General features: G+C 67.2%; 23 protein-coding genes. 5 read left to right on the plus strand and 18 right to left on the minus strand.

The features are described 5' to 3' along the window. Positions 1-4 precede the first annotated feature (4 nt). From ACJEIK_RS22610 to secY, 7 genes are all read right to left on the minus strand, one after another. Positions 5-652 (minus strand): hypothetical protein, encoded by a 648-nt coding sequence (locus ACJEIK_RS22610; protein WP_061001782.1) that lies wholly within the window; start codon positions 650-652, stop codon positions 5-7. Further along, a complete protein-coding gene (locus ACJEIK_RS22615; RefSeq protein ID WP_064858371.1) occupies positions 633-2,348 on the minus strand; it encodes a thiamine pyrophosphate-binding protein in 1,716 nt (571 codons plus the stop codon). Before ACJEIK_RS22615 ends, ACJEIK_RS22610 begins: the two co-directional genes overlap by 20 nt. A 74-nt stretch (positions 2,349-2,422) precedes the next feature. Continuing rightward, on the minus strand, positions 2,423-3,151 hold the full coding sequence (locus tag ACJEIK_RS22620; RefSeq protein WP_110767128.1) for a zf-HC2 domain-containing protein: 729 nt from the start codon (positions 3,149-3,151) through the stop codon (positions 2,423-2,425). Next, positions 3,148-3,672, minus strand: coding sequence for a sigma-70 family RNA polymerase sigma factor (locus ACJEIK_RS22625; protein WP_061001784.1), 525 nt, complete (start codon positions 3,670-3,672; stop codon positions 3,148-3,150). The genes ACJEIK_RS22620 and ACJEIK_RS22625 overlap by 4 nt, the downstream gene beginning before the upstream one ends. Positions 3,673-3,723: 51 nt before the next feature. Next, complete coding sequence (map, locus tag ACJEIK_RS22630; protein WP_064858372.1) at positions 3,724-4,527, minus strand: type I methionyl aminopeptidase; 804 nt, start codon at positions 4,525-4,527, stop codon at positions 3,724-3,726. Positions 4,528-4,556: 29 nt separating this feature from the next. Then, positions 4,557-5,102 carry an adenylate kinase gene (locus ACJEIK_RS22635; RefSeq protein ID WP_064858373.1) on the minus strand — a complete coding sequence of 182 codons (546 nt, stop codon included), beginning with the start codon at positions 5,100-5,102 and terminating at the stop codon, positions 4,557-4,559. Then, entirely contained in the window at positions 5,099-6,421 is a 1,323-nt protein-coding gene (gene secY, locus ACJEIK_RS22640; protein WP_064858374.1) for a preprotein translocase subunit SecY, read from the minus strand. Before secY ends, ACJEIK_RS22635 begins: the two co-directional genes overlap by 4 nt. A gap of 327 nt (positions 6,422-6,748) precedes the next feature. Here secY and ACJEIK_RS22645 point away from each other — a divergent pair, with 327 nt between their 5' ends. Genes ACJEIK_RS22645 through ACJEIK_RS22660 form a run of 4 tightly spaced genes read left to right on the plus strand, consistent with a single transcriptional unit; the run spans position 6,749 to position 10,477 of the window. Beyond that, the gene (locus ACJEIK_RS22645; RefSeq protein WP_064858375.1) at positions 6,749-7,675 is read left to right on the plus strand and encodes a class I SAM-dependent methyltransferase; all 927 of its coding nucleotides are present in this window, start codon (positions 6,749-6,751) and stop codon (positions 7,673-7,675) included. Positions 7,676-7,696: 21 nt separating this feature from the next. Further along, the gene (locus ACJEIK_RS22650; protein ID WP_064858376.1) at positions 7,697-8,599 is read left to right on the plus strand and encodes a class I SAM-dependent methyltransferase; all 903 of its coding nucleotides are present in this window, start codon (positions 7,697-7,699) and stop codon (positions 8,597-8,599) included. Positions 8,600-8,612: 13 nt separating this feature from the next. Continuing rightward, positions 8,613-9,524 carry a class I SAM-dependent methyltransferase gene (locus ACJEIK_RS22655; protein ID WP_409430326.1) on the plus strand — a complete coding sequence of 304 codons (912 nt, stop codon included), beginning with the start codon at positions 8,613-8,615 and terminating at the stop codon, positions 9,522-9,524. Positions 9,525-9,529: 5 nt separating this feature from the next. Beyond that, positions 9,530-10,477, plus strand: a complete 948-nt coding sequence (locus ACJEIK_RS22660) for a class I SAM-dependent methyltransferase (RefSeq protein WP_409430327.1) — start codon at positions 9,530-9,532, stop codon at positions 10,475-10,477. Between the two features lie 4 nt (positions 10,478-10,481). Here ACJEIK_RS22660 and sppA read toward each other — a convergent pair whose 3' ends face one another. After that, complete coding sequence (gene sppA / locus ACJEIK_RS22665) at positions 10,482-12,269, minus strand: signal peptide peptidase SppA (RefSeq protein WP_409430328.1); 1,788 nt, start codon at positions 12,267-12,269, stop codon at positions 10,482-10,484. A 107-nt stretch (positions 12,270-12,376) separates the two neighbouring features. Between sppA and ACJEIK_RS22670 the strand changes: the two genes are divergently transcribed. Beyond that, entirely contained in the window at positions 12,377-13,603 is a 1,227-nt protein-coding gene (locus ACJEIK_RS22670; protein WP_064858398.1) for a serine hydrolase domain-containing protein, read from the plus strand. A gap of 129 nt (positions 13,604-13,732) precedes the next feature. Here the strand turns inward: ACJEIK_RS22670 and rplO are convergent, their stop codons facing one another. The 10 genes from rplO to rplN form a co-directional block, all read right to left on the minus strand. Continuing rightward, positions 13,733-14,176 carry a 50S ribosomal protein L15 gene (rplO, locus tag ACJEIK_RS22675; RefSeq protein WP_020101429.1) on the minus strand — a complete coding sequence of 148 codons (444 nt, stop codon included), beginning with the start codon at positions 14,174-14,176 and terminating at the stop codon, positions 13,733-13,735. Continuing rightward, positions 14,177-14,356 (minus strand): 50S ribosomal protein L30, encoded by a 180-nt coding sequence (rpmD, locus tag ACJEIK_RS22680; RefSeq protein WP_020101428.1) that lies wholly within the window; start codon positions 14,354-14,356, stop codon positions 14,177-14,179. It abuts the gene before it with no gap. A gap of 2 nt (positions 14,357-14,358) precedes the next feature. Continuing rightward, positions 14,359-15,027 (minus strand): 30S ribosomal protein S5, encoded by a 669-nt coding sequence (rpsE, locus tag ACJEIK_RS22685; protein WP_064858380.1) that lies wholly within the window; start codon positions 15,025-15,027, stop codon positions 14,359-14,361. 34 nt (positions 15,028-15,061) lie between these two features. Further along, a complete protein-coding gene (gene rplR / locus ACJEIK_RS22690) occupies positions 15,062-15,463 on the minus strand; it encodes a 50S ribosomal protein L18 (RefSeq protein ID WP_061001795.1) in 402 nt (133 codons plus the stop codon). Between the two features lie 2 nt (positions 15,464-15,465). Beyond that, a complete protein-coding gene (rplF, locus tag ACJEIK_RS22695) occupies positions 15,466-16,005 on the minus strand; it encodes a 50S ribosomal protein L6 (protein WP_061001796.1) in 540 nt (179 codons plus the stop codon). Positions 16,006-16,017: 12 nt separating this feature from the next. Next, the gene (gene rpsH / locus ACJEIK_RS22700; protein ID WP_020101424.1) at positions 16,018-16,416 is read right to left on the minus strand and encodes a 30S ribosomal protein S8; all 399 of its coding nucleotides are present in this window, start codon (positions 16,414-16,416) and stop codon (positions 16,018-16,020) included. A gap of 670 nt (positions 16,417-17,086) precedes the next feature. Then, positions 17,087-17,272 (minus strand): type Z 30S ribosomal protein S14, encoded by a 186-nt coding sequence (locus ACJEIK_RS22705; RefSeq protein WP_005197641.1) that lies wholly within the window; start codon positions 17,270-17,272, stop codon positions 17,087-17,089. Between the two features lie 2 nt (positions 17,273-17,274). Then, the gene (gene rplE, locus ACJEIK_RS22710) at positions 17,275-17,838 is read right to left on the minus strand and encodes a 50S ribosomal protein L5 (protein WP_020101422.1); all 564 of its coding nucleotides are present in this window, start codon (positions 17,836-17,838) and stop codon (positions 17,275-17,277) included. A gap of 1 nt (position 17,839) precedes the next feature. After that, a complete protein-coding gene (rplX, locus tag ACJEIK_RS22715; protein WP_020101421.1) occupies positions 17,840-18,157 on the minus strand; it encodes a 50S ribosomal protein L24 in 318 nt (105 codons plus the stop codon). Next, on the minus strand, positions 18,157-18,525 hold the full coding sequence (gene rplN / locus ACJEIK_RS22720; RefSeq protein WP_020101420.1) for a 50S ribosomal protein L14: 369 nt from the start codon (positions 18,523-18,525) through the stop codon (positions 18,157-18,159). The genes rplX and rplN overlap by 1 nt, the downstream gene beginning before the upstream one ends. Between the last annotated feature and the right edge of the window lie 15 nt (positions 18,526-18,540).

The raw sequence follows: 18,540 nt of genomic DNA on the forward strand, positions 1-18,540 counted from the left end.
TGACTCACTTCATCCAGGCCGGGGTGATCGGCAGACCGTTGCGGTGCCGGTATTCGGCAATCGCCTTGAGGTTGTCCAGTTCCAGGCGGTGGCCCGCCCCGAACATGTCCCAGAAGTCCCCGACCCACACGGGTCGCTGTGCGGGCGCGGTCTCCGGGTAGGGGTTGTTGTCGTAGAACGGGTGGTGGCAGTTGGTCCACAGCACCACCGAACCCGGCTTGTTGAGCACGACCTGGGCGTCGACGACGCGCATCAGGTAGATCATCCAGAGGTGCCGGCCCTGGTCCCAGGCACAGTGGTAGTCGACGGTCATCGCCTCGCGGTTCGCCACTGTGCGCGTGTAGATTTCGGTCTCCGAGCCCAGCCGGTCGTAGGCCAGCCAGAGGCCCGGTTCCTCGGTCTCGGTGAATCCGCGCAGACTGTAGGTCCACTCCTCGAGGCTGCGGGTGTCCGCCAGGTACTCGAACAGTTCCTCCGGCGGGCAGTCGATGTAGTCGTTGACGGTGCAGTAGCCACCGAAGACGACGTCGTGCGGGTATACCGACCGCATCATCTCCATGATGATGGGCGTGGCCTTTTCCCGCGGCGCGTTCTCGATGCGGGTCACGCCGTCGATGGGTAGGGCGATGTCTTCAAGCGCGGGCAGCGACATGCTGGGAGCTCTCTTTCTGCGTCTGTTGTGTGGCGGTATCGAGAAATGGTGCGAACGTGGGGATTTCGTCGGCGGAGCATTCGACGCTGACGACCGATGGCCCGTGCCGGCTGAGCGCTTCGCTCAGCGCGCCGGCCAGCTGCGGCAGCTCGGTGACGTCCGTCGCGTGCAGGCCGGGGAACATCGCGGCCAGGCCGGCGCCCAGCCGGGCCGGGGTGAAGCGGTTGTAGCTGTAGCGGTCGCCGTAGAACAACTGTTCGCGGGTGACGCACATGGCGTGGGCGTTGTTGTTGAACAACACGAAGGTGATCGGGAGCCGGTACTCCAACGCCGTGTGCAGCTCCATGCCGTGCATGAAGAACGAGCCGTCGCCGGCCACCACCACGGTCCGGTATTGCGGCCCAGCGGTTTTCGCCCGCGCGAAGCACATGCCGATGCCGGCGCCGAAGCTGTATCCCATGCCGCCCATCCCGAGCGCCACCACGAAGCGGCCGGACCGGCGCACCGGCAGCCCGTGCACCGTCGAGGCACCGGTGTTGCCGGCGTCGACGACGATGTCGGCGCCGTCGGGCAGCAGTTCGTCGAGCAGGGCGACGGTGTCGCGGTACCGGATGCCGGGGCCGTCGTGCGGCGGCGGCTGAAGTTCGGTGTGCGGCAGCGGGTCGAGGACCCGTAGCCCGTGGGGCCGGCCGGCTCCGGTCAACGATCGGGTCAGCGCCGTCAGCGATGCCCGCAGGTTGGTCGAATTCACGTGTGTGCTCGGCACATACGGACGTTCCGCGCCGAGCGAGACCGTCTGCACCCCGGCCAGCGCGCTGTCGAGGCCGGCGCGCGCCGTCACCGCCAGGCGCGTCCCGATCACCAGACACACCGCGCTGCGGGAGATCGCGTCGACGACCCGCGGATGGCCCATCACGCCGGTGACGCCCAGCCATGACGACTGCCCCAGCCCGGGTGAGCCGCTGACGTCCTTGCCGTCAGGCACCGTGGCGACCCAGGCCCGCAGCACCGAGCGCAATTCCTCGAGCTCACGGCGGGCGTCGTCGCGGGCCACCTGCTCGCCGGCGATGATCGTGACCGGCCCCAGCGCCCGGCGCAGCACCTCGGCGATGGGACCCGGGTCTGCCAGCAACGAATCCTGCACAGCAGCAACCGGATTGACCACATCGATCATCGCCTGCTGGACGTCCTTCGGCAGCAGCAGTACCGCCGGGCCGCCACCGGCCGCCGCGGTCAGCGCCTCCGCCAGCGCCGGCACGATGTCCTCCGGCTCCGTCACGCGACGGCAGTACACCGACACCGCCGAGAACAACGCCACCGCGTCCAGCGATCCGGACCGGCCACTGGTGTCCTGGAAGCTGCCGCGGCCGTCCATGCCGGTCGGCGCCTGCCCCACCAGAGCCAGCACCGGCACTCGGCTGGCCAGTGATTCACCCAGTCCCGCAACAAGATTCAGCGATCCGCCGCCCGACGTCGCGGCCACCACCCCGATCCGGGACACCGCGCGGCTGTAGCCGTCGGCCATGGTGGCCGCGGAGAACTCATGCTTGGCCAGGATCGCGGTGACGTCGTCGGCGAGGAACGCCGCGTCGAACAGGTCCTCGATGTTGGCCCCGTCGACGCCGAAGAAATACTCGACACCCGACGCCGCAAGTTGCGTGATGATGTGGTCCGCCACCCGATGCCTGCTGACCATCTGCCACCTGCTTCCGCTCGTCTAACCACAGACACGAGGCGGATGGGCGAATGGTTCAACGCCAGTGGAAATTTTTAGAGATTGCGCTCCAGTAAAACCTTGCCGTTGTCGGCGGAAACCAGTTGTACCGCAGCAATTTCCGAAACCTGCATCGGCGTGTTACCACTCGGCAACGCGGTGGCACCGGACATGCCGAACCATGTGGCGATCTGGTTACGGCTGCCATCGCGGCCCACCACCACCATACCCAGGTTGGTCGGTGGCGCGGCCGGTCCGCTGGACCAGTCGCCGTAGCTGCAGGCCATGTCGATCCGCGTGCCCCAGCCGAAGCTGCTCAGCGCGATGGTGGCGTTGAACGGTGTGGGTGCCACGTGCTGCATGGGCAACTGCGCGACCTGCTCCTGGCTCTGGCCCCCACCGAAGAACTCGGGCCGGACGACGGCCACCGCACCGACTGCCAGTACCGCCGCGGCCAGGCCGGCCACCGCCGTCGTCACCCAGCGGGTCCGGCGCCGGCGCCAGCGCACCTTGGCCAGTACCGAGTCGAGCACCTCGGGCCGCAACGGCGGCTCGGGCTGCTCGGCGCCGATCTCCTGCACGTCGGCCAAATCCAGTAGACCCAATAGGGCCGGCATACCGCTGAGCTCACCGACCGCGTCGCGGCACCGGGAGCAGGTCTGTAGGTGCGCTTCGTACTCACGGCGTTCGGCGCTGGACAGCGAGCCCAGCACGTAGGCGGCGTCCCAGGTTGCGTACCGGTCGCCATCGAAGGGTCCGAGAGGTTCGACAATGTGAATGCTCACCGGGTCACCCCCATTTCCTGCAGATTCAGGCGCAGCGCCCGGACCGCATAATGCAGCCTCGATTTCACTGTGCCCTCGGCGATCTGAAGCTCCGCCGCGATCTGGGCGACGCTCAACTGCCGGTAGTACGCGCGCTCGATCACTGCGCGATGGTCGACGGAGAGCTGACTCAGGGCACCCCCGAGCAACATCCGATCCAGGGCGGTATCCACCTCGTCGGTGGCGGCCGGGTCCGTCCGGTCCTCGGCCTCCACCACCTCTGACGACGTCGTTTCGTGCCGGCGCCGGGCGCTGCGCTGCTCATCGATGATGAGGTTGCGGGCGACGGCGTAGAGCCAGGCCCGCGGGGACTGGTTGGCGTCGGATACGACATCGGGGTGGCGCCACGCCCGCAGCAACGTCTCCTGCACCACGTCCTCGGCACGCGCCGAGTCCTGTGTCAGACGCAGGGCATAGCGCCAAAGGGCGCCTGCGTGCTCGTCGTAAAGCACCCGCATCATGGCGGCCTCCGGATCGCTCATGCACCAACCTCCGTCATTGACACGAGATCAGGGGCGATCCGGTTCACCGGATCAGTCGCGAAGCAGCGTCAAGATTCGGGGTCCGTCCTCGGTGACAGCAACGGTGTGTTCCCAGTGTGCGGCACGCGAGCCGTCCTTGGTGACGACTGTCCATTCGTCTTCGAGAATGACCGTCTTCGAGGTGCCCAGCGTCAGCATCGGCTCGATGGCCAGCACCGAGCCGGGCTCGAGGAACGGGCCCCGGCCAGGTGATCCCTCGTTCGGCAGGAACGGGTCCATGTGCATCTCTTGACCGATGCCGTGCCCGCCGTAGCCTGCGACGATGCCGAACTTGCGGTCGTAGCGGGCGGACGCCGCGTGGGTCCCCCGCTCGATGGCATGCGAGACGTCGGTCAGCCGGTTACCGGGGACCATGGCGGCGATGCCGGCCTCCATGGACTCACGGGTGGCGTCGGACAGCTTCTGGTCGGCGTCGATCAGCGGGCCGACACCGAACGTCACGGCCGAGTCGCCGTGCCAGTTGTCCAGGATGGCGCCGCAATCGATCGAGACCAGGTCACCGCTGACGAGCACCTCGTCGGCGGTCGGAATGCCGTGCACCACGCGGTCGTTGACCGACGCGCAGATGGTCGCCGGGAAGCCGTGATAGCCCAGGAACGACGGGATGCCGCCGCCATCGCGGATGACGGATTCGGCGATCTGGTCGAGCTCGAGAGTGGACATCCCGGGTGCGGCGGCTTCACGAACCGCTTTCAGCGCGGCCGCCACCAGCGAACCGGCAGCGGCCATCGCGTCCAGTTCGCCGGGTGTCCGCTGCGGGACGACCTTGCGGCCGCGTCGGGGTAGACCAATCATCGATGACTACTTCAGCCGGATCGGCGGTTTCAGCTACCGAGCGCCTGCAGGGCGCGGGCGAAGACCTCGTCCAGGCTGCCGACGGCGTCGACCGAGACGAGCTCGTCCCGGTAGTAGTCCAGCAGCGGGGCGGTCTCGTCCCGGTACACCTTCATGCGGTTGAGGATGACCTCTTCGGTGTCGTCGGCGCGGCCGCGGCTCTTCAACCGCGTCAGCAGCTCGGACTCCGACACACGGAACTCCAGCACCGCGTCCAGCTTGAGGTTGCGCTTGGCCAGCATGTCCTTCAGCGCGACGGCCTGCTCGACCGAGCGGGGGAAGCCGTCGAGGATGAACCCGGCGGCGGTGTCGTCGGCGTCGAGACGGTCGTCGACCAGCGCGTTGGTCAGCTCGGCCGGGACCAGGTCACCGGCGTCGAGGTACTTCTTGGCATCGACACCGAGCGGGGTGCCCTTGCTGATGTTGCTACGAAACAGATCACCCGTGGAGATCTGCGGGATGCCGAACTTCTCGGCCAGCTTCTCGGCCTGAGTGCCCTTGCCTGCTCCCGGCGGTCCCAGCAGAACCATTCTCATTTGAGGAACCCTTCGTAGTTGCGCTGCATCAGCTGGCTCTCGATTTGCTTCACCGTGTCCAGACCCACGCCGATCATGATCAGCACGGCCGTACCGCCGAATGGCAGGTTCTGGGCGCTGCTGCCGCCGCTCTGCAGGAACAGATTAGGCAACACCGCGATCAAACCGAGGTAAATCGAGCCCGGCAGCGTGATGCGGCTCAGGACGTACCGCAGGTAGTCCGCCGTCGGCTTGCCCGGCCGGATGCCCGGGATGAAGCCACCGAACTTCTTCATCTCGTCCGCCCGCTCATCGGGGTTGAACGTGATGGACACGTAGAAGTAGGTGAAGAAGATGATCAGCCCGAAGTAGATCGCGATGTAGACCGGATCGGCCGGGTTGGTCAGGTACTTGGCGATCGCCTTGGACCACCAGCCGTTGGATGCGTTCGGATCACCGGCGGTGACCAGCTGGGTGATCAGGTGCGGGATGTAGATCAGCGACGACGCGAAGATGACGGGGATGACGCCGGCCTGGTTGACCTTGAGTGGCAGATAGGTCGAGGTACCGCCGTACATCCGGCGGCCCACCATGCGCTTGGCGTACTGCACCGGGATACGGCGCTGGCCCTGCTCGACGAAGACGACACCGACGATGATCACGAGCGTCGCGACCACGACGGAGGCGAAGACCACGCCGCCACGGCTCTCCAGGATGGACTGGCCTTCGGACGGGATGCGGGCGGCGATGCCGGCGAAGATCATCAGCGACATGCCGTTACCGATGCCACGCTCGGTGACGAGCTCGCCCATCCACATGACCAGGGCGGCGCCCGCGGTCATGACCAGCACGATCACGACCAGGGTGAAGATGCTCTGGTCCTGGATGATGTTCAGGGTGCAGCCCTGCAGCAGGTTGCCGCTCGCGGCCATCGCGACGATCGAGGTGCCCTGCAGAACTGCCAGCGCGATCGCGAGATAACGCGTGTACTGCGTCATCTTGGCCTGACCGGACTGGCCTTCCTTCTGCAGCTGTTCGAAGCGCGGGATGACCACGACCAGCAGCTGCACGATGATGCTGGCGGTGATGTAGGGCATCACGCCGACCGCCAGCACCGACAGGTGCAGCAGCGCACCGCCGGAGAACAGGTTGATCAGCGAGTAGACCTGTGCGGCGTCACCGCCACTGACCTGCTCGATGCACTTCTGCACGTTCGGGTAGTTCACCCCGGGGGACGGCAACGCGGCACCGGCCCGATACAGGACGACTACACCCAGCGTGAAGAGGATCTTGCGTCGCAGATCGGCCGTCCGCAGGGACGAGATAAAAGCCGAAAGCACTCTTCCTCCTGCGCAGCCGAGCTCGGGCCGCGGCGTGCTGATGGGGCTGGTCAGGTCCAGCGTTTGGTTAATTCCGTGCGCGAACACAGCAGGTACCCGACCTGCCTGGACGCGCCGTCAAATCAGTCTCCGAGAATAACAGTTGCCGTCCCCGCGACCTGCATCCGCTCGGCGCCGAACCCTTCCTACCCAGCCGGGACGCGGCGAAACGTGCCGCCACCCGGCATTTCTGCCGCGTTCAGGAACGGCGCGTACAGTCGCCGACAGGTTGTTACATGAGCTAACTACCAGCCCGCTCAACGGGTACTCGACGACAGGAACGACGCGATGGCACGCACTGACAACGACACGTGGGACCTGGCATCGAGCGTAGGAGCGACCGCGACCCTGGTCGCCGCCGCCCGCGCCCTCGCCACCAATTCCGAAGACCCGATCATCGACGACCCGTTCGCCGCTCCCCTGGTCCGCGCCGTCGGGGTCGAGTTCTTCACCAAGCTGGTCGACGGCGCCACCGATCCCGCCCAGTTCGGCGCCGGCTACGGCCCGACCATGTCGCAGCTGACCAACGGGATGGCGGCGCGCACCAGATTCTTCGACGACTTCTTCCGGGACGCCGGCAAGGCCGGTATCCGGCAGGCCGTCATCCTGGCCGCGGGCCTCGACTCGCGGGCCTACCGCCTGGTCTGGCCGGCGGGCACCGTCGTCTTCGAGATCGACCAGCCCGACGTCATCGAGTTCAAGTCCAAGACCCTGTCGGATCTCGGCGCGGCGCCGACCACCGAACGGCGCACGGTGGCGATCGACCTGCGCGACGACTGGCCTGCCGCACTGCGCGCCGCTGGCCTGGACCCCACCAAGCCCACCGCATGGATCGCCGAGGGCCTGTTCGGCTACCTGCCGCCCGAAGCACAGGACCGGCTGCTCGACCAGATCTCCGAACTGTCCGCACCGGGCAGCCGGATGGGCGCCGAAGGTGTGCCGGCCACACCGGACCTCGACGAGGACGCCGTGCGCGAGCGGATGAAGGCCGCGTCGGAACACTGGCGCGACCAGGGCTTCGAACTCGACTTCAGCGATCTGGTCTATCTCGGTGACCGCGCCGACGTGGACACCTATCTGCAGGGCCACGGCTGGCAGACCACCGCCGTCACCTCCAACGAACTGCTGGTCCGCAACGGCCTGCCGGCCGTCGCGGCCGACCCGAACGGCCAGCCCTCGATGGGCGAGGTCAACTACGTCACCGCACTGCGCTGAGCCCACGACAGGAGTGAACCGATGACCCGGACCGACAGCGACACCTGGGACCTGGCCTCGAGCGTGGGCGCGACCGCCACGATGGTGGCGACCGCCCGCGCCCTGGCGACGAAGGAAGCCGAACCGCTCATTCGCGATCCGTACGCCGATCCGCTGGTGCGGGCCGTCGGCGTCGAGTTCTTCATCAAGCTGCTCGACGGGCAGGTCGATCTCAGCGGCGAGGTCGGGACGGCCGCCGCCATGATGACCAACCTGATGGCGGTGCGGACGAAGTTCTTCGACGACTTCTTCACCACCGCGGGTGACGCCGGCATCCGGCAGGCCGTCATCCTCGCCGCCGGCCTGGACTCGCGCGCCTACCGGTTGGACTGGCCGGCCGGCACCGTCGTCTACGAGATCGACCAGCCCGAGGTGATCGCCGCCAAGACCGGGACCATGGCACAGATCGGGGCCACCCCGACGTGCGAACGCCGCACCGTGGCGATCGACCTGCGCGAGGACTGGCCGGCCGCACTGCGCGCCGCCGGATTCGACCCGTCGGCACCGACGGCCTGGATCGCCGAGGGGCTGCTGATCTATCTGCCACCCGAGGCGCAGGACAAGCTGTTCGACAACATCACCGCGCTGTCGGCGCCGGGCAGCCGCCTGGCCACGGAGTTCCACACCGACCACGGCGCCGGCATGCGTGAGCGCGGTGCCGCCATGAGCGAGCGGTGGCGCGGCGCCGGTCTCGACCTCAACCTGACCGACCTCTGGTACCAGGGCGAGCGCACCTCGGTGGTCGAGCACCTGGACGCCAGCGGCTGGAATACCACGGCCCGCCCGCGCCTTGAAGTTTTCGCGGAGTACGGCCGTCCCCTCGCCGAGACAGAAGACACTGCGGCACTGCGTAATTCCCTGTCCGTGACGGCCACCAAGAACTAGGAGCTGGCAACCAATGACACGAACCGACGGAGATTCCTGGGACCTGGCGTCCAGTGTGGGGGCCACCGCGACCATGGTCGCCGGGCAACGCGCCTTCGCCCACCGCGAGCAACTGATCAACGACCCGTACGCCGAGCCGCTGGTGCGCGCCGTCGGGCTGGACTTCTTCACCAAGGCGCTGGACGGCGACATCGACCTCAGTGCCGTCAACCCGGCGTTCACGCCGCGGCGCGCGGCGGAGGGCATGACGGTCCGCACCCGCTGGTTCGACCAGCTGTTCCTCGACGCGGCCGCGGCCGGCGTCCGACAGGCCGTGATCCTGGCCGCCGGTCTGGACGCGCGCGCCTACCGGCTGCCCTGGCCCGCGGGCACCGTCGTCTACGAGGTGGACCAGCCCGAGGTCATCGAGTTCAAGTCGACGACACTCGCCGATATCGGCGCCGCCCCCACCGCGACGCGGCGCACCGTCGCGGTCGACCTGCGCGACGACTGGATGCAGGCGCTGCGCGACAACGGTTTCGATCCCGCGGCGCCCACCGCGTGGATCGCCGAAGGACTGCTGATCTACCTGCCGCCGGAGGCCCAGGACAGGTTGTTCGACAACATCACCGCCCTGTCGGCGCCGGGCAGCTTCGTGGCCACCGAACAGGTCGGCGATCTGAGCTCCGCGTTCGACGACGAGCGGATGCAGCAGATGCGCGAACGGATGAAGGCACTCGGCTCGAACATCGAAATGGCCGACCTCATCTACCAGGGCGACCGCAACCACGTCACCGACTACCTGACCGGTCTCGGCTGGGACGTCACCGCGCGGTCGGTCGAAGAAGCGCACGCCGACAACGGTTTCCAGTACCCGGACGACGAGTTGTCCCGCGCCTGGACCCAGCTCAAGTACGTCCGCGCGGTTCTGGGCGAGAAGGCATAACGGCGATGGCACGGACACACGGGGACAGCTGGGACCTGGCGTCGAGCGTCGGCGCGACGGCCACGCTCGTCGCGACCGGGCGGGCGATCGCCAGCACCCACGAACACGGTCTGATCGACGATCCGTTCGCCGCGCCGCTGGTGCGCGCCGTCGGGATCGAGGCGTTCACCAAGATGGTCGACGGCGAACTGGACCTGGCCGTTCTCGATGCCGTCGCCCCCGATGCGGCGGCGCGGGCCCGGGCCAACATCGACGAAATGGCGGTGCGTACGCGGTTTTTCGACGACTACTTCATCGCCGCCGTCGGCGGCGATTCGGCCGGGGTCGCCGCGTCCTCGGAAATCCGGCAGGCGGTGATCCTGGCCTCCGGGCTGGACGCGCGCGCCTACCGGCTGGCGTGGCCCGAGGGCACGGTGGTCTACGAGATCGACCAGCCCGAGGTCATCGAGTTCAAGACCCGGACCCTGGCCGGCCTCGGCGCGGAGCCGACTGCGCAGCGCCGGACCGTTTCGATCGATCTGCGGGAGGACTGGCCTGCGGCGTTGCGGGCAGCCGGTTTTGATCCCAGCCTCGCGACGGCATGGTTGGCCGAAGGGCTGCTGATCTATCTGCCGCCGGAAGCCCAGGACAAGCTCTTCGACACCATCCACGAGCTCAGCGCTCCCGGCAGCGCCGTGGCCACCGAATTCGTGCCGGGGCTCAAGGATTTCGACGCCGACAAGGCTCGCGAGGCTGCCGCCGGCTTCCAGCAGCTCGGCGTGAACATGGACATGCCGTCACTGGTCTACCACGGCGAAAGGCATTCCGCCGCAGAGTATCTGGCCGCAAAGGGCTGGCAGACGACCGGCATCGGCCGGGTGGATCTGCATGCCCGGCACGGCCTGACGGCAACGGTCCTCGGCGACGACGACCCGATGCGCGAGATCATCTACATCAGCGGCACTCTCGGCTGAGCGGCTAAAAGCGGTAGTCCCCCAGCCAGAGAGCGCTGACCCCGGTCATCGACCGCTCGGCCTGGCCGAGGGCACCGACCAGCGACCGGCCGAGCAGCGCCGCGACCGCTTCCGGCAACGACGCCGCGGCCGGCTGCGACGAGGCCTTGGGTCGCACGTGATCCAGCAGGGACGAGCCCGGGTAGTTGACGACCTTGGCGGTCGCATCGGGATCGAGCCCGGCCAGCACCTTGGCCCGGCGGACGGCGGTCCGCAGCCCACCGAGTTCGTCGACCAGGCCGCGTTCCAGCGCGTCGGCACCGGTCCAGATGCGGCCGCGGGCCACCTGCTCGACGGCCTCGACCGGCAGGTTGCGGCCGTCGGCGACGCGCTCCACGAAGTCGGTGTAGAAGAGGTCCGCCTCGGCCACCACGTGCGCGTGCTGCGCTTCGGTGAACGGCTGGTTCGCCGACCAGGCATCGGCATTCTCGTTGGTACGCACGGCATCCGAGCCGACACCGAGCCGTTCCTTGAGGCCCCTGGTGACGAGCTTGCCCGTCACCACGCCGATGGATCCGGTGATGGTGCCGGCGTTGGCGACGATGTGGTCGGCCGCCATCGACACGTAGTAGCCGCCCGACGCGGCGACCGCGCCCATCGACGCGACGACCGGCTTGCCCGCTTCGCGCAGTCGCGCCACCTCGCGCCAGATGGTCTCCGAACCCGTGACCGCACCTCCCGGACTGTCCACGCGGAGCACAACGGCTGCGACGTCGTCGTCCGCGGCGGCTTCCCGTAGGGCCGCAGCGATGGTGTCGCCGCCGACGCTCGACGGTCCGGGCGGGAAGGCGCTCGGACCGCCGCGGCCGCTGACGATGGGCCCGGCCATGGTGACGACGGCGATGGTCGGCTTGTGCTTGATGCCCGGCAGCGGCGGCACCTCGGGCAGCGTGTGTCCCGCGGTGGCCTTGGCGTACCGGGACAGGAACAGCCGCGGCGGCGCTTCCTTGCCGTCGGATTCCGCTGCGCCACCGGTCAATTCGCCGACCCGGGCATAGGCCTCGTCGCGGAAACCGATGCGGTCCACCAGGTTGGCGGCGCGCGCGTCGTCACGCAGCAGCGGCGCCCGGTCGACCAGGGCGTCGAGCTCGCCGGCGTCGACGCCGCGGGATTCCGCGATGGCGGTCAGCACCTGGGCATGCAGGCTCTCGATGAGGCGGCCGTCGGCCTCGCGGTGTGGCTCGGTGTAGCGGTCCTGCGTGAACATGTTGGCCGCCGACTTGTACTCGCCGCGCGCGACGAACTGTGCCTCGATGCCGGCCTTGTCGAACGCGTCGCGCAGGAACAGCGCGTTGGTGGCGAAACCGACCAGCCCGACGGTGCCCGACGGCTGCATCCACACTTCCCGGAACGCCGAGGCCAGGTAGTACGACATGGTCCCCGGGTAGGTCTCGGCCCAGGCGATGGACGGCTTGATGGCGCTGAACGCGGCGATGGCGTCGCGCAGCTCCTGCACCGGACCCGCTGCGGCAGCGGGCAATTGGACCCGGGCGATCAGGCCGGCTACGCGCTTGTCGTCGGCTGCGCGGTGGATGGCGGCGACGGCGTCGCGCAGCACGAGGGGCCGCGAGTTGCCCATGACGAAGGCGATCGGGTCGAAGCCGGCGGTCTCCGGCGGCACGGCCTGCAGGTCGAGTTCCAGTACGCAGCCGTTGGGCACGCCGTGGTGACGTGCGGTGTCGACTTTGCGGACCAGGGCTCGCAACTCGTCGGGGCCGGGGAGACCGGGCAGGCTTGGCCGGAAAGCAAACATGTTCCGAGCCTACCGATTCGCCGTCGCATGCCGAGCCGACGCAAAACTGTCCATTTCGTGCCCGGTTTCGACAGTTTTGCGTCTCCTCGCGGGTGATGATCGACGCCATGGTGCTCAAGGTCTCCGTCTCCCCTGATCTGGTCCACGGCGATGCCGACGACGGCTACGGCAAGGTCGCCGACGCGTTCCGGGCCAACTTCGCGGCCGGGGGCGAGGTCGGCGCGGCGCTGTGCGTCTACCGTGACGGCCGCAAGGTCGTCGACATGTGGGGCGGCTACCGCGACGGCATCAGCCGGGCGCCGTGGCAGGCCGACACCATGGTCAACATGTTCTCGTCAACGAAAGGTGTTGCCGCCCTAGCCGTTGCGCACGCGGTGTCGAAGGGGCTCTTCGATTACGACGAGCGGGTCAGCACGTACTGGCCCGAGTTCGCCGCGCAGGACAAGGGCGACGTCACCGTGCGTCAGCTGCTGGCGCACCAGGCGGGCCTGTGCGTCCTGACGCCCAACCCGCTGCTGTCCGACATCGCCGACCCGGTGCGACTCTCCGCCATCCTCGCCGCGCAGAAACCCGCATGGACGCCCGGCACCCGGCACGGGTATCACGCCATCACCATCGGCTGGTACGAGTCCGAGCTGATCCGTCGCACCGATGGCCGTACACTCGGCCGCTATCTCGCCGAGGAGATCACCGGGCCGTCGGGCCTCGACCTGTACATCGGTCTGCCGGACTCGGTCGATCGGAACCGGCTCGCCACGTTGCACCATTGGCAGCGTTACGAGTCCTTGCGGCACCTCGACGTCATGCCGGCCGGGTTCCTGATCGGCAGCCTCAACCCGCGCGGGTTGCTGGCCAGGACCGCCGCCATCCCCGCCGACATCGACCCCTACGCCGGCGACTACAACACCGACAAGGTGCGCCGCGTCGAGATCCCGTCCGCCAACGGCACCGGCACGGCGCGCGCACTGGCCGGCCTCTACGGCGCCGCGGCGACCGGCGGGAGCGAAATAGGTTTCACCCCAGAGATTTTCGATGCATTGATCGCCCCGCCGCGCAATCCGTCGGGCGGCACGCGGGACATGGTGCTGCGGCTGGACGGCGCATACTCCCTCGGCTTCTGCAAGGAGTTCCCGCGGATGGTGTTCGGATCGTCGGGAGAGGCGTTCGGCACGCCCGGCTTCGGTGGCTCGTTCGGCTTCGCCGACCCGGACACCGGCGTGGGCTTCGGCTACGTGATGAACCGACTGGGCTTCCATCTGGTCAGCGATCCCCGCGAGCTGGCCATCCGGCAGGCACTCTTCCACGACGTCCTCGGCGCCCGGTTGCAGAGCTAGCTGCAGGACCAGGCCACCGAAACTGAGCTTGTGTGCCAATTCCCCGACGAACTTGGCACACAAGCTCATTCTCGGCGGACACAAAAGGGAGCCCCGGCCGAAGGCCGAGACTCCCTTTTTGCGAAACAGTTACAGCTCGGTCGCGCTACCACCGGCAGCGGTGATCGCCTCACGGGCGCTACCGCTGAACTTGTTGGCGGTGACGTCGACCTTGACGGCCAGCTTGCCGTCGCCGAGCACCTTGACCAGGGTGTTCTTGCGAACCAGGCCCGCGGCCACCAGCTCGTCCACACCGACGGTGCCGCCCTGCGGGAACGCCTTGGCGAGGTCGCCGACGTTCACCACCGCGTACTCCGTGCGGAAGCGGTTGCGGAAGCCCTTGAGCTTCGGCAGACGCATGTGGATCGGCATCTGGCCACCCTCGAACGTCACGGGGACGTTCTTGCGGGCCTTGGTGCCCTTGGTACCACGACCAGCGGTCTTACCCTTGGAGCCCTCACCACGACCGACGCGGGTCTTGGCCTTCTTGGACCCCGCGGCCGGCTTGAGGTCGTGCAGCTTGATGACGCTCATTTACGCCTCCTCAACCGTGACGAGGTGGTTGACCACCGCGAGCAGACCACGGGTCTGCGCGTTGTCCTCGCGAACGACGGACTGGCGGATCTTGCGCAGTCCCAGCGTCCGCAGGCTCTCGCGCTGCTTCCACCGGGCACCCACGGTGCCACGCACCTGGGTGATCTTCAGTTCAGCCATGATTATGCCGATCCTTCACGCGCTGCCGAGGCGGCGAGCGCTTCTGCCTCACGCCGGGCCCGCAGCATGCCGGCCGGCGCAACATCTTCGATGGGCAGGCCACGACGGGCCGCCACTTCCTCCGGACGCTGCAGCTGCTTCAGCGCGGCAACGGTGGCGTGCACCACGTTGATCGCGTTGTCGCTGCCCAGCGACTTGGCCAGGATGTCGTGCACGCCGGCGCATTCCAGCACCGCGCGAGCCGCACCACCGGCAATGACACCGGTACCCGGGCTGGCCGGACGCAGCATCACGACACCGGCAGCAGCCTCACCCTGAACCGGGTGCACGATCGTGCCACCGATCAGCGGGACGCGGAAGAAGCCCTTGCGAGCCTCCTCGACACCCTTGGCGATGGCGGCCGGAACTTCCTTGGCCTTGCCGTAGCCGACGCCCACCATGCCGTGGCCGTCACCGACGATCACCAGCGCGGTGAAGCTGAAGCGCCGACCACCCTTGACCACCTTCGAAACGCGGTTGATGGTGACAACGCGCTCGATGTAGTTGCTCTTCTCACCGCGGTCGTCGCCGCGACCACGGCCACCGCGGTCATCGCGGCGACCACGGCCGTCGCGGTCACCACGACCGCCACGGTTGTCCTGCGCCGAAGCGGCGCCAGCCTGCTCGGCCATTATGCAGTCCTTCCGGTCATCTTCAAGTAAGTCATTAGAACGTCAACCCGCCTTCACGAGCGGCGTCCGCGAGAGCGGCGATCCGGCCGCCGTAGCTGTAGCCACCGCGGTCGAAAACGACCTCGGAGATGCCGGCAGCCTTGGCGCGCTCGGCGATCAGCTGACCCACCCGGGTGCTGACGGCCTTCTTGTCACCGTCGACGGCACGCACGTCGGCCTCGATGGACGACGCGGCGGCCAGCGTGGTGCCGGTCAGATCGTCGATCACCTGGACGTGGATGTGCCGCGAGGAGCGGTTGACCATCAGGCGCGGACGCTCGGCGGTGCCGGCGACCTTCTTGCGCAGACGGGCGTGACGACGCAGACGCGCCACCCGACGGGTCTCAGAGATGTTCTGGCCCAACGGCTTACGCTTGTCAGTCTCAGTGTTGGCCATTGCTACTTACCTGTCTTTCCGACCTTGCGGCGGATCTGCTCACCCTCGTAGCGAATGCCCTTGCCCTTGTACGGGTCGGGGCGACGCAGGCGGCGGATGACTGCCGAGATCTGGCCGACTTTCTGCTTGTCGATGCCGGACACCGAGAACTTCGTCGGGGTCTCGACTGCGAACGTGATGCCCTCGGGGGCTTCGATCAGCACCGGGTGGCTGTAGCCGAGCGCGAACTCCAGGTTCGAGCCCTTGGCCTGCACGCGGTAACCGACGCCGAAGATTTCCATCTTGGTGGTGTAGCCCTGCGTCACACCGGTCACCAGGTTGGCGATCAGGGTGCGGGACAGTCCGTGCAGCGAGCGGTTACGACGCTCGTCGTTCGGACGAGTGACCACGACGGCACCTTCGTCGTTGCGCGACACCTCGATGGGCTCGGCGACATCGAGAGTCAGGGTGCCCTTGGGGCCCTTGACCGCGACGTTCTGGCCGTCGATGGTCACATCGACACCGGCCGGAATGACAACCGGCTGCTTTCCAATACGCGACATGTTTTCTGCCCCCTACCAGACGTAAGCGAGGACTTCGCCGCCCACGCCCTGTCGAGCTGCCTGGCGGTCGGTGAGCAGGCCGGAGGACGTGGAGATGATCGCCACGCCCAGGCCACCCAGAACCCGCGGCAGGTTGGTGGATTTCGCGTACACCCGCAGACCGGGCTTCGACACCCGGCGGAGGCCAGCGATGCTGCGCTCGCGGCTCGGGCCGTACTTGAGGGAAACAACGAGGCTCTTGCCCACACGGGCGTCCTCGGTGCGGTAGTCGGTGATGTAACCCTCCTTCTTGAGGATCTCGGCGATGTTCGCCTTGATCTTCGAGTGGGGCAGGGTCACCTCGTCGTGGTACGCCGAGTTGGCGTTGCGCAGACGTGTCAAGAAGTCTGCGATCGGATCCGTCATTGTCATGACAGCGTTGATCAACCTTTCTCGCTGCGGTTCCCATGCATCACGCCCGTGTCGGTCCCACCTTGCGGTGGCTCGGCACGTCACATCGTGGGCCTGCTACGAAGTGTTTTCCCTTATCTGACCGAGGTCGGTCAGGGGTCGTGCATCAGTAGTGCAATCCGGCTTCGGAAGGCACATGCCGATCGGCCATTGGACGAAAACGCCCATGGCAACCTGCCAAGTGTAGACAATGCGCAGCTCAGGGCCAAATCCGTGCGAGGGAGGGGCTTCCAGTGGCGAATATGCGACCCGACCGGTGGATTGCCGCGCAGATTCTGGCGAATTCGCCGCTCATTGCGGCATTTTCGGCGGCGCCTCGCCCGCATGCACATCGCAGATCCGCGTGGCGAGTACCTGAGTTCAATCGTGCGGCAATGTGCCGGCGATTATTGCACTCAGGGACGTCCGACGGCTCGGAACCATCCCTGGCTTCAATCACCATGGCTGCCAGTGCCTCGTGATTGAAGCTACGCATCTTCCCGGGCCGGGCCGCTGCCTGCCCGGGCGCGCCATGCCCGTCGCAGATCCGACGCACGACGCTAGGTGGGTGCCCATGCGACGGACAGACGCAAAAGCCGCCCCGGTCACGAGGACCGGGGCGGCTTTCTACAGCGTCATGAGACGGGCAGAGTCACCAGCTGGACTTCTGCACGCCGGGCAGCTCGCCGGCGTGGGCCATCTCCCGCAGGCAGATTCGGCACAGGCCGAACTTGCGGAACACCGAGTGCGGGCGACCGCACTTGTTGCAGCGGGTGTAGCCACGCACCGCGAACTTCGGCTTCTTGTTGGCCTTGTTGACCAGAGCCTTCTTTGCCATTGTCAGTTCTCCTTGAACGGGAAGCCCAGGGCCCGCAGCAACGCACGGCCTTCGTCGTCAGTGGTGGCCGAGGTGACGACCGTGATGTCCATGCCGCGGGGGCGGTCGATCGAGTCGACGTCGATCTCGTGGAACATCGACTGCTCGTTGAGGCCAAAGGTGTAGTTGCCGCTGCCGTCGAACTGCTTGGCCGACAGACCGCGGAAGTCGCGGATACGGGGCAGTGCGATGGAGATCAGGCGGTCCAGGAACTCCCACATGCGGTCGCCACGGAGGGTGACGCGGCAGCCGATCGGCATGCCCTCACGCAGCTTGAACTGCGCGATGGACTTGCGGGCCTTGCGGATTTCCGGCTTCTGGCCGGTGATCAGCGTCAGGTCGTTGACCGCGCCGTTGATCAGCTTGGCGTCGCGGGCGGCGTCACCGACACCCATGTTGACGACAACCTTGACCACGCCGGGGATCTGCATGACGTTGGCGTAGTTGAATTCATTGTTGAGCGCGTCGCGGATCTCTTCGCGGTAACGCGTCTTCAGCCGGGGCTGAGTGTTTTCCACAGTGGTCATCTCAGATGTCCTTGCCATTGCGCTTAGAGATACGGACCTTCTTGCCGCTCTCCTCATCGACGCGGTAGCCGATGCGGGTCGCGTTGCCGTCGGAGTCGACCACCATCACGTTGGAAACGTGGATCGGCGCCTCCTGGGTGACGATGCCACCCGACGATGCACCGCGCTCGTTCTGCGACTGCGCAGTGTGCTTCTTGATCCGGTTGACGCCCTCAACGAGCACCTTGTTGCGGGTCGGGTAGGCCTCGATGACCTTGCCCTTGGCACCCTTGTCCTTGCCGGCGATGACCAGCACGGTGTCGCCCTTGTGCACCTTCATCACAAAACCTCCGGGGCCAGCGAGACGATCTTCATGAACTTCTTCTCGCGCAGTTCGCGACCGACCGGCCCGAAGATGCGGGTACCGCGGGGGTCATTGTCGTTCTTGATGATGACGGCGGCGTTCTCGTCGAACTTGATGTAGCTGCCGTCCGGCCGGCGGCGCTCCTTGACGGTGCGCACGACGACGGCCTTGACCACGTCACCACGCTTGACGTTGCCGCCCGGGATGGCGTCCTTGACGGTCGCCACGATGATGTCGCCGATGCCGGCGTAGCGCCGCGACGAGCCACCGAGCACGCGGATGCAAAGGATTTCCTTTGCGCCCGTGTTGTCGGCGACCTTGAGTCGCGATTCCTGCTGAATCACTCGATCTCCTGACCT

Source organism: Mycobacterium sp. SMC-16, from assembly GCF_046250085.1.
GTDB lineage: Bacteria > Actinomycetota > Actinomycetes > Mycobacteriales > Mycobacteriaceae > Mycobacterium > Mycobacterium phocaicum.

Excerpts from the sequence above, each read along its gene's own strand:
- ACJEIK_RS22610 (WP_061001782.1), bottom strand. The coding sequence starts at position 652 with ATGTCGCTGCCCGCGCTTGAAGACATCGCCCTACCCATCGACGGCGTG.
- ACJEIK_RS22615 (WP_064858371.1), bottom strand. The coding sequence starts at position 2,348 with ATGGTCAGCAGGCATCGGGTGGCGGACCACATCATCACGCAACTTGCG.
- ACJEIK_RS22625 (WP_061001784.1), bottom strand. The coding sequence starts at position 3,672 with ATGAGCGATCCGGAGGCCGCCATGATGCGGGTGCTTTACGACGAGCAC.
- map (WP_064858372.1), bottom strand. The coding sequence starts at position 4,527 with ATGATTGGTCTACCCCGACGCGGCCGCAAGGTCGTCCCGCAGCGGACA.
- ACJEIK_RS22635 (WP_064858373.1), bottom strand. The coding sequence starts at position 5,102 with ATGAGAATGGTTCTGCTGGGACCGCCGGGAGCAGGCAAGGGCACTCAG.
- ACJEIK_RS22645 (WP_064858375.1), top strand. The coding sequence starts at position 6,749 with ATGGCACGCACTGACAACGACACGTGGGACCTGGCATCGAGCGTAGGA.
- ACJEIK_RS22650 (WP_064858376.1), top strand. The coding sequence starts at position 7,697 with ATGACCCGGACCGACAGCGACACCTGGGACCTGGCCTCGAGCGTGGGC.
- ACJEIK_RS22655 (WP_409430326.1), top strand. The coding sequence starts at position 8,613 with ATGACACGAACCGACGGAGATTCCTGGGACCTGGCGTCCAGTGTGGGG.
- ACJEIK_RS22660 (WP_409430327.1), top strand. The coding sequence starts at position 9,530 with ATGGCACGGACACACGGGGACAGCTGGGACCTGGCGTCGAGCGTCGGC.
- sppA (WP_409430328.1), bottom strand. The coding sequence starts at position 12,269 with ATGTTTGCTTTCCGGCCAAGCCTGCCCGGTCTCCCCGGCCCCGACGAG.
- ACJEIK_RS22670 (WP_064858398.1), top strand. The coding sequence starts at position 12,377 with ATGGTGCTCAAGGTCTCCGTCTCCCCTGATCTGGTCCACGGCGATGCC.
- rplO (WP_020101429.1), bottom strand. The coding sequence starts at position 14,176 with ATGAGCGTCATCAAGCTGCACGACCTCAAGCCGGCCGCGGGGTCCAAG.
- rpmD (WP_020101428.1), bottom strand. The coding sequence starts at position 14,356 with ATGGCTGAACTGAAGATCACCCAGGTGCGTGGCACCGTGGGTGCCCGG.
- rpsE (WP_064858380.1), bottom strand. The coding sequence starts at position 15,027 with ATGGCCGAGCAGGCTGGCGCCGCTTCGGCGCAGGACAACCGTGGCGGT.
- rplR (WP_061001795.1), bottom strand. The coding sequence starts at position 15,463 with ATGGCCAACACTGAGACTGACAAGCGTAAGCCGTTGGGCCAGAACATC.
- rplF (WP_061001796.1), bottom strand. The coding sequence starts at position 16,005 with ATGTCGCGTATTGGAAAGCAGCCGGTTGTCATTCCGGCCGGTGTCGAT.
- rpsH (WP_020101424.1), bottom strand. The coding sequence starts at position 16,416 with ATGACAATGACGGATCCGATCGCAGACTTCTTGACACGTCTGCGCAAC.
- ACJEIK_RS22705 (WP_005197641.1), bottom strand. The coding sequence starts at position 17,272 with ATGGCAAAGAAGGCTCTGGTCAACAAGGCCAACAAGAAGCCGAAGTTC.
- rplE (WP_020101422.1), bottom strand. The coding sequence starts at position 17,838 with ATGACCACTGTGGAAAACACTCAGCCCCGGCTGAAGACGCGTTACCGC.
- rplX (WP_020101421.1), bottom strand. The coding sequence starts at position 18,157 with ATGAAGGTGCACAAGGGCGACACCGTGCTGGTCATCGCCGGCAAGGAC.